The sequence below is a fragment of the Nocardioides sp. genome, from assembly GCF_047606145.1.
Classification (GTDB): Bacteria; Actinomycetota; Actinomycetes; order Propionibacteriales; family Nocardioidaceae; genus Nocardioides.
In genome coordinates this window covers 1-7,852 of sequence record NZ_JASGET010000014.1, presented here as the reverse complement: position 1 = coordinate 7,852, position 7,852 = coordinate 1, and the positions used below count along the sequence as shown (strand labels likewise).

Annotated in this window: 9 protein-coding genes; 7 read left to right on the top strand and 2 right to left on the bottom strand. The window is 70.0% G+C overall.

The genetic code is table 11. From position 1 onward, the window contains the following. On the bottom strand, window positions 1-306 hold a 306-nt coding region (locus QM638_RS01755; protein WP_415140211.1), incomplete at its 3' end, for a hypothetical protein. Between the two features lie 21 nt (window positions 307-327). Continuing rightward, window positions 328-1,593 carry an isochorismate synthase gene (locus QM638_RS01750; RefSeq protein ID WP_415140210.1) on the bottom strand — a complete coding sequence of 422 codons (1,266 nt, stop codon included), beginning with the start codon at window positions 1,591-1,593 and terminating at the stop codon, window positions 328-330. 111 nt (window positions 1,594-1,704) lie between these two features. Here QM638_RS01750 and QM638_RS01745 point away from each other — a divergent pair, with 111 nt between their 5' ends. The 7 genes from QM638_RS01745 to nuoF all read left to right on the top strand — a co-directional run. Further along, window positions 1,705-3,000, top strand: coding sequence for a geranylgeranyl reductase family protein (locus tag QM638_RS01745; protein WP_415140209.1), 1,296 nt, complete (start codon window positions 1,705-1,707; stop codon window positions 2,998-3,000). Between the two features lie 43 nt (window positions 3,001-3,043). Further along, window positions 3,044-3,403 (top strand): NADH-quinone oxidoreductase subunit A, encoded by a 360-nt coding sequence (locus QM638_RS01740; protein ID WP_415140208.1) that lies wholly within the window; start codon window positions 3,044-3,046, stop codon window positions 3,401-3,403. Window positions 3,404-3,420: 17 nt separating this feature from the next. Next, window positions 3,421-3,978: a NuoB/complex I 20 kDa subunit family protein gene (locus tag QM638_RS01735; RefSeq protein ID WP_415140207.1), complete on the top strand. Its 558-nt coding sequence runs from the start codon at window positions 3,421-3,423 to the stop codon at window positions 3,976-3,978. Then, complete coding sequence (locus QM638_RS01730) at window positions 3,975-4,766, top strand: NADH-quinone oxidoreductase subunit C (RefSeq protein ID WP_415140206.1); 792 nt, start codon at window positions 3,975-3,977, stop codon at window positions 4,764-4,766. Before QM638_RS01735 ends, QM638_RS01730 begins: the two co-directional genes overlap by 4 nt. A gap of 68 nt (window positions 4,767-4,834) precedes the next feature. Beyond that, window positions 4,835-6,112 (top strand): NADH-quinone oxidoreductase subunit D, encoded by a 1,278-nt coding sequence (locus QM638_RS01725; protein ID WP_415140212.1) that lies wholly within the window; start codon window positions 4,835-4,837, stop codon window positions 6,110-6,112. Then, a complete protein-coding gene (gene nuoE, locus QM638_RS01720) occupies window positions 6,109-6,825 on the top strand; it encodes an NADH-quinone oxidoreductase subunit NuoE (RefSeq protein ID WP_415140205.1) in 717 nt (238 codons plus the stop codon). Before QM638_RS01725 ends, nuoE begins: the two co-directional genes overlap by 4 nt. After that, a partial coding sequence (gene nuoF, locus QM638_RS01715; protein WP_415140204.1) for an NADH-quinone oxidoreductase subunit NuoF occupies window positions 6,822-7,852 on the top strand: 1,031 nt, incomplete at its 3' end. The genes nuoE and nuoF, both read left to right, overlap by 4 nt.

The following is a 7,852-nucleotide window of genomic DNA, read 5'->3' as shown; positions in this document are numbered from 1 at the left end:
GGGCCGAGCGGCCGCCCTGATCTCGGCGGCCCTCGTCTGCGTGCTGCTCACTGGCGGCGCGCCGCCCGGCACGGCGACGGCGGGCCGGTCGACCTCCGCGTCGACCGTGTCGGAGACATCATCGAACTGCGCGCGACGAACGGTTTCGCCGGCCCGCTCGCGCAGGGTCGGGAGGGCAGCGGTCTGCAGGGGCTCCGCGACCGGGTCGAGGCGCTCGGTGGTGACCTGCGGACGTTGGCTTCTGACGACAGCTTCGAGGTTCTCGTGCGACTCCCGGCCGACCAGGGTGCGGCTCAGCCGATGCACCAGGCTCAGCCCCTGCGCGCGTCAGTGCTGCGGCAGGTCCACCCCCAGCGCTTCCAGCATCGGCAGCAGTTTCGCCTCGGTCTCGGCGAACTCCTCCGCCGGGTCGGACTCTGCGACGATCCCGCAGCCGGCGTACACGGTGATCCGGCGTCGGTCGTCGGGGTCGATCAGCCCGCATCGCAGCGCGATCGCGAACTCGCCGTCACCGGTCGAGTCCAGCCACCCCACCGGGCCGGAGTAGCGGCCACGGTCGAGGTGCTCCAGTTCGGCGATCGTCGCCCTCGCCACGTCCGTCGGGGTCCCGCACACCGCGGCGGACGGGTGCAGCTCGCCGGCCAGCCGCAACACGCTCACGCCGGAGTGCACCACGGCGGTGACGTCGGAGGCGAGGTGCAGGACGTTCGGCAGTTCCAGCACATACGGTGCGTCCGGCACGTTCATGCCCGAGCAGTACGGCTCCAGCGCGTGCGCGACCGAGTCCACGGCGAGTTCGTGCTCGGCGAGGTTCTTGCCCGACCGGGCCAGGGCGTGGGCGAGCTTCAGGTCGAGCTCCTCGCCGCCGTTGCGCCGGATCGTGCCGGCCAGTACGCGCGAGGTCGCCAGGCCGCCCTCCGTCCGGATCAGCATCTCCGGGGACGCGCCGACCAGGCCGTCCACCCGGTACGTCCAGCAGGTGGGGTAGCGCTCGGCGAGCCGGACCACCAGCGCTCGAGGATCGAGCGGCTCGGCGGCGGCGAGCGTCGCGGCCCTGGCCAGCACCACCTTGTCCAGTGTCCCGCGGCCGATCCGCCCCACGGCCTGGGTGACGATCGACTGCCATGCCTCCGCGTCCAGGCTCGCGTCGACGGGGGCGACGCCGACCGGCGGGGGCGGATCGGCCCAGGTCGCCGGCAGCCCGGGCACGTCGCTGCGGGTCCCGCCGATGGAGGTCAGCCAGGACAGTCCCTTGCGCCGGCCGAGCACGATCCGTGGCACGACCACCACCGAGCGGGCGGAGGTGTGCCCCCGGTCGAACACGAAGGACGCGAACGCGACCGGTCCGGTGCCCGGGGTGCCGGGCAGTTCGGTCTCGTGCTCGATCCGCGAGCAGACCTCCTGCCACCACTCGTCGGCCTCCGCGGCCGAGCCGCCCTCGAAGCGGGCGATCTCGCCGATGCCGATCATGCCGTCGCCCCTGCGGAGCCAGGCGTAACCGCCGGACGGGGGCAGATAGGACGCCAGTTCCCCGGGATCGTTGATTCCGACGGTCGTCGCACGCCACTGCGGCCCCGGCGGGTGATGGATCACCCACGCAGGATAGCCGCTCCGCCGACGCGGCCCACCGGGGCGCCAAATGGCCTGGAACGCTCGTTTTGCCTAGACTGGCGGAAGTCCCGAAGCAGTTGCAGGAGAGCGCCCATGTCCCAGCCGAAGCCGGCGGTGCCGGCCACCGGCGAAGGCATTGAGGCCGACGTCGTCGTCGTCGGCGCCGGGCCCGGTGGGTCGACCACCGCTGCACACCTCGCCGACCGCGGCCTCGACGTGGTGCTGCTGGAGAAGGCGACGTTCCCCCGCGAGAAGGTCTGTGGCGACGGGCTCACCCCCCGTGCGGTCAAACAGCTGGTGCGGCTCGGCATCGACACGAGCGAAGAAGCCGGCTGGGTGCGGAACAGGGGCCTGCGGGTCTACGGCGGACGCACCGAGCCGTTCGAGCTGCCCTGGCCGGAGCTGAAGGAGTTCCCGCCGTTCGGCCTCGTCCGGGCCCGCGCCGAGTTCGACAAGATCCTCGCCGACCGCGCGGTCGCCGGCGGTGCCCGCCTCTACGAGGAGACCAACGTCACCGCACCGGTGATCGACGAGCGCACCGACCGGATCGTGGGCGTCACCACCAAGGACGGGCGCACCTTCCGGGCCCCGGTCGTCGTCGCCGCCGACGGCAACTCCGCCCGACTGGCCCTCGGTATGGGCCTGGCCAAGCGCACCGACCGACCGATGGGCGTCGCGGTCCGCGCCTACTTCACCTCCCCCCGCACCCACGACGACTACATGGAGTCGTGGCTGGAGCTGTGGGACGGCAAGCCCGGGGAGTCCAATCTCCTGCCCGGCTACGGGTGGGTGTTCGGGATGGGCGACGGCACGGTCAACGTCGGTCTCGGCACGGTCGGGTCGAGCTCGGAGCCGGCGAAGCTGAACTACCGGGAGATGTTCGGCGCCTGGCTGGCCAACACGCCACCGGAGTGGGGCTTCCGCCCCGAGAACCAGGTCGGCCCCACGCTCGGCGCCGCCCTGCCGATGAGCTTCAACCGGCAGCCGGCCTACACCAGGGGGCTGCTGCTGGTCGGCGACTCGGGCGGAATGATCTCGCCGTTCAACGGCGAGGGCATCTCCTACGCGATGGAGGCGGCGGAGATGGCCGCGGACGCGATCGCGGACGCCCGCTTCCGCGGGTTCGGCACCCCGAGCGCGGAGGAGGCCCTGCGTGGCTACCCCGCGCGTCTGAAAGCCGAGTGGGGCGGGTACTTCCGTCTGGGGCAGGTCTTCGTCTCCCTGATCGAGCACCCGCAGGTGATGCATCTGTGCACCCGCTACGGTCTCCCGCGGCCCACGCTGATGCGCTTCACGATGAAGCTGCTGGCCCACCTCTACGACACCCGGGATGGTGATTGGATGGACAAGGTCATCTCCGCCCTCGCAAAGGTGGCACCCTCAGCATGATGAAAACGCACTGTCGAGAGATCTTCCAGAAGGGAAGCGTCCGATGAGCCCCTACATCCCACTGCTGGGCATCATGGTTCTCGCCGGCGGCTTCCTGGCGATCTCGATCGGGCTCAGCTCCGTCGTCGGGCCGCGGCGCTGGAACAAGGTCAAGTACAGCTCCTACGAGTGCGGCATCGAGCCGACCCCCCAGCCGATGGGCGGCGGCCGGTTCCCGATCAAGTACTACATCACGGCGATGCTGTTCATCGTCTTCGACATCGAGACCATCTTCCTCTACCCGTGGGCGGTGACCTTCCCCCAGCTCGGCTTCTTCGCGCTGATCGAGATGGTGCTGTTCATGGCCACGGTCTTCGTCGCCTACGCCTATGTGTGGCGCCGCGGCGGCCTGGAATGGGACTGAGCAGGTAAGGCAGCGATATGGGTATTGAGGACAAGATCCCGCAGGGCGTGGTGCTGACCACGCTGGAGGGCGTGTTCGGCTGGATGCGGCAGGCCTCGCTGTGGCCGGCCACCTTCGGCCTGGCGTGCTGCGCCATCGAGATGATGACCTACGGCGCGCCGAGGTTCGACGCCGGCCGCTGGGGCCAGGAAGTGTTCCGCGCCTCCCCGCGCCAGGCCGACCTGATGATCATCTCCGGGCGGGTCAGCCAGAAGATGGCCCCGGTCCTGCGCCAGGTCTACGACCAGATGCCGAACCCCAAGTGGGTGCTGGCGATGGGTGTCTGCGCGTCCTCGGGCGGCATGTTCAACAACTACGCGATCATCCAGGGCGGCGACCACCTGGTCCCGGTGGACGTGTACGTGCCCGGCTGCCCGCCGCGCCCGGACATGCTGATCGACGCGATGTTCAAGCTGAAGAAGGACATCGTGATGAAGCGCCCGATGGCCCAGAACGAGCTGGACGCCTGGGAGGAGGCGGAGAAGGCGGCCCTGGTCGCCCCCGCCACCCACGAGATGAAGGGCCTCCTGCGATGAGCGGGGACAAGCCCGGCGAGAAGCTGCCCGGCGAGGAGAAGACGGTCAGCGACAAGGTGAGCGACCCCGAGGCGTCCCCGAAGGCCGGCGTCGAGCGCGAGGACGCCCAGCCCGACCTCGTCCAGCCCGACGCCGTCCCCGCCGTCCCCACCGATCCGAAGCCCGCCCCCACCCGGCAGGGGATGTGGAGCAGCGGCACCGGCGACACCTCCGGCTACAGCCGGATCGTCCGCACGATCCCGTGGCCGGCGCCGGCGGAACCGCCCTTCGGCTCCTGGTTCGACGAGGTCTTCCACCGGCTCGCCGGCCTGGTCCCCGATCCGTTCGTCAAGGTGGTCGTGTACCGCGGCGAACTCACCTTCCAGGTGCCGCGCGAGAAGCTGACCGAGGTGATGCGGGCGCTGCGCGACGACGCACTGCTGCGGTTCGAGTTCTGCGCGTCGGTCTCCGGTGTGAACTACCCCGACGACGCGGGCGCCGAACTCCACGTCGTGTACCACCTGCAGTCGATGACCCACAACCGCCGACTGCGCGTGGAGACGACCTGCCCGGACGCCGATCCGCACGTCCCCAGCGTGGTGGCGACCTACCCCGCCGCCGACTGGCACGAGCGCGAGACCTGGGACATGTTCGGGATCGTCTTCGACGGCCACCCGCACCTGACCCGGATCCTGATGCCCGACGACTGGGTCGGCCACCCGCAGCGCAAGGACTACCCGCTCGGCGGTATCCCGATCGAGTACAAGGGCACCACCGTCCCGCCGGTCGACACGCGGAGGAACTACTGATGAGTGCGCAGCAGTCCGACTTCTACGCCGGTCCCGGCGAGGAGGCCGAAGGCACCGTCTACACGGCCATGGGCGGCGGCGACTGGGCGGACATCGCCAGTGAGCAGGCCGAGCGCGGCGACGAGACGCTGGTCATCAACATGGGCCCGCAGCACCCGTCCACGCACGGCGTGCTGCGGCTGATGGTGGAGTGCGACGGCGAGACCGTGACCAGCATCCGGCCCGGCATCGGGTTCCTGCACACCGGCATCGAGAAGAACATGGAGTACCGCACCTGGACCCAGGGCACGACCTTCGTGACCCGGATGGACTACGTGGCTCCGCTGTTCAACGAGGCCGCCTACTGTCTGGCCGTCGAGCGGCTGCTCGGTATCGAGGACGACATCCCGCAGCGCGCGCAGGACATCCGGGTGCTGATGATGGAGCTGTGCCGGATCGCGTCCCACCTGGTCGCCGTGGGCACCGGCGGCATGGAGATCGGCGCCCTGACGGTGATGACGATCGGCTTCCGCGAGCGGGAGATGATCCTCGACTTCTTCGAGGCGGTCACCGGCCTGCGGATGAACCACGCGTACATCCGCCCCGGAGGCGTGGCGAACGACCTGCCCGAGACCGGGATCGCGCAGCTGCGCGACCTGATCCGGTGGCTGGAGAAGCACCTGCCCGAGTACGCGGCGTTCTGCAACGAGAACCCGATCTTCAAGGGCCGCATGTGCGGCATCGGCTACCAGGACCTGTCGGCCTGCTTCGCGCTCGGCGTCACCGGCCCGGTGCTGCGCTCGACCGGCTACGCGTGGGACCTGCGCAAGCAGCAGCCCTACTGCGGGTACGAGACCTACGACTTCGACGTGATCACCTGGGACACCTCGGACGCCTACGGACGCTTCCGCGTCCGTCTGGACGAGATGTGGGAGAGCCTGAAGATCGTCAAGCAGGCGACCGACCGGCTCGAGGCGTCCACGGGGCAGCCGGTGATGGTGGACGACCCGAAGATCGCCTGGCCGGCCCAACTGGCGGTCGGGCCGGACGGCCAGGGCAACAGCCACGAGCACATCAAGCACATCATGGGCGAGTCCATGGAGGCGCTGATCCACCACTTCAAGCTGGTCACCGAGGGCTTCCACGTCCCGCCCGGCCAGGTCTACGTGCCGATCGAGAGCCCGAAGGGCGAGATCGCCTGCCACGTCGTCTCCGACGGCGGCACCCGGCCCTTCCGCGTGCACATGCGCGACCCGGGCTTCAACCACCTGCAGTCCGTACCGATCCAGTGCGAGGGCGGCATGATCGCCGACGTCGTGGTGGCGATCGGTTCCCTCGACCCCGTGATGGGAGGCGTCGACCGATGAGCGGTCACGAGTTCCAGTCCTGGTTCCCCGACTCGGGGGAGGTGGACATGACCGACACGTCCACCAACATCGACGAGACCACGATCGCGGAGCTGCGCGAGCTCGCCGGGCGCTACCCGCAGCCCCGCTCGGCCCTGCTGCCCATGCTGCACCTGGTGCAGAGCGTGGACGGCCGGATCTCCCCGGCCGGCATCGAGGCGTGCGCGGACGTGCTGGGCATCACCACCGCCCAGGTCTCCGGCGTGGCCACGTTCTACACGATGTACCGGCGCCGTCCGGGCGGTCGGCACCACGTCGGCGTCTGCACGACGGCGTTGTGCGCGGTGATGGGCGGCGACGCGCTGCTCGACCGGGTCTCGGCGAAGCTCGGCATCGGGCCGGACGAGACCACGCCCGACGGCACGTTCAGCCTCGAGCGGATCGAGTGCAACGCCGCCTGCGACTTCGCGCCGGTGATGATGGTCAACTGGGAGTTCATGGACAACATGACGCCCGCCAAGGCCGATGCGCTGCTCGACGACCTGGCCGCGGGCCGCGAGGTCCACTCCACCCGGGGTGCGACGATCACCAGCTGGCGCGAGGCCGAGCGCGTGCTCGCCGGCTTCCCCGACGGCCGCGCCGACGAGGGCCCCAGCGCCGGCGAGGCGTCCCTGCTGGGCAAGTCCATCGCGGACGCGCGTGGCTGGTCCGCACCCACAGTGGAGGACAAGTGAGCGACACCCTGACCCCCGTCCTCTCGGCGAACTGGGGCACCGAGAAGTCCTGGACGCTGAAGGCCTACCAGGCGTCCGGCGGCTACCAGGCCGTCGGCACCGCATTGAGCATGAGCCCGGCCGAGGTCACCGACCTGGTCAAGGACTCCGGCCTGCGCGGCCGCGGCGGCGCAGGCTTCCCCACCGGCATGAAGTGGAGCTTCGTGCCCAAGGACAACCCGAACCCGAAGTACCTCGTGGTCAACGCCGACGAGTCCGAGCCGGGCACCTGCAAGGACATGCCGCTGCTGCTGGCCAGCCCGCACACGCTGGTGGAGGGCATGATCATCGCCTCCTACGCGATCGGCTGCCACACCGCGTTCGTGTACATCCGCGGCGAGGTGCTGCACGTCATCCGGCGGATGCAGCAGGCCGTCGCCCAGGCGTACGAGGCCGGCTATCTCGGCACCGACATTCTGGGCTCGGGCTACGACCTCGACATCATCGTGCACGCCGGGGCCGGCGCCTACATCTGCGGCGAGGAGACCGCGCTGCTCGACTCGCTCGAGGGCCGCCGCGGCCAGCCGCGGCTGCGCCCGCCGTTCCCCGCGGTCGCCGGCCTGTACGCCTCGCCGACCGTGATCAACAACGTCGAGTCGATCTCCTCGGTGCCGTGCATCGTGAAGAACGGGTCGTCGTGGTTCGGCTCCATGGGCAGCGAGAAGTCGAAGGGCATGACGATCTACTCCCTGTCCGGGCACGTCGTCCGACCCGGGCAGTTCGAGGCGCCGCTGGGCATCACGCTGCGGCAGTTGCTGGAACTGTCCGGCGGCATCCGCGAGGGCCACGAGCTGAAGTTCTGGACGCCCGGCGGCTCCTCCACCCCGATCCTGACCGGGGAGCACCTCGACGTGCCGCTGGACTACGAAGGCATGGGCGGCGTCGGCTCGATGCTCGGCACCAAGGCCCTGCAGGTGTTCGACGAGACCGTCTCGGTGGTGCGCACCACGCTGCGCTGGGTGGAGTTCTACAAGCACGAGTCCTGCGG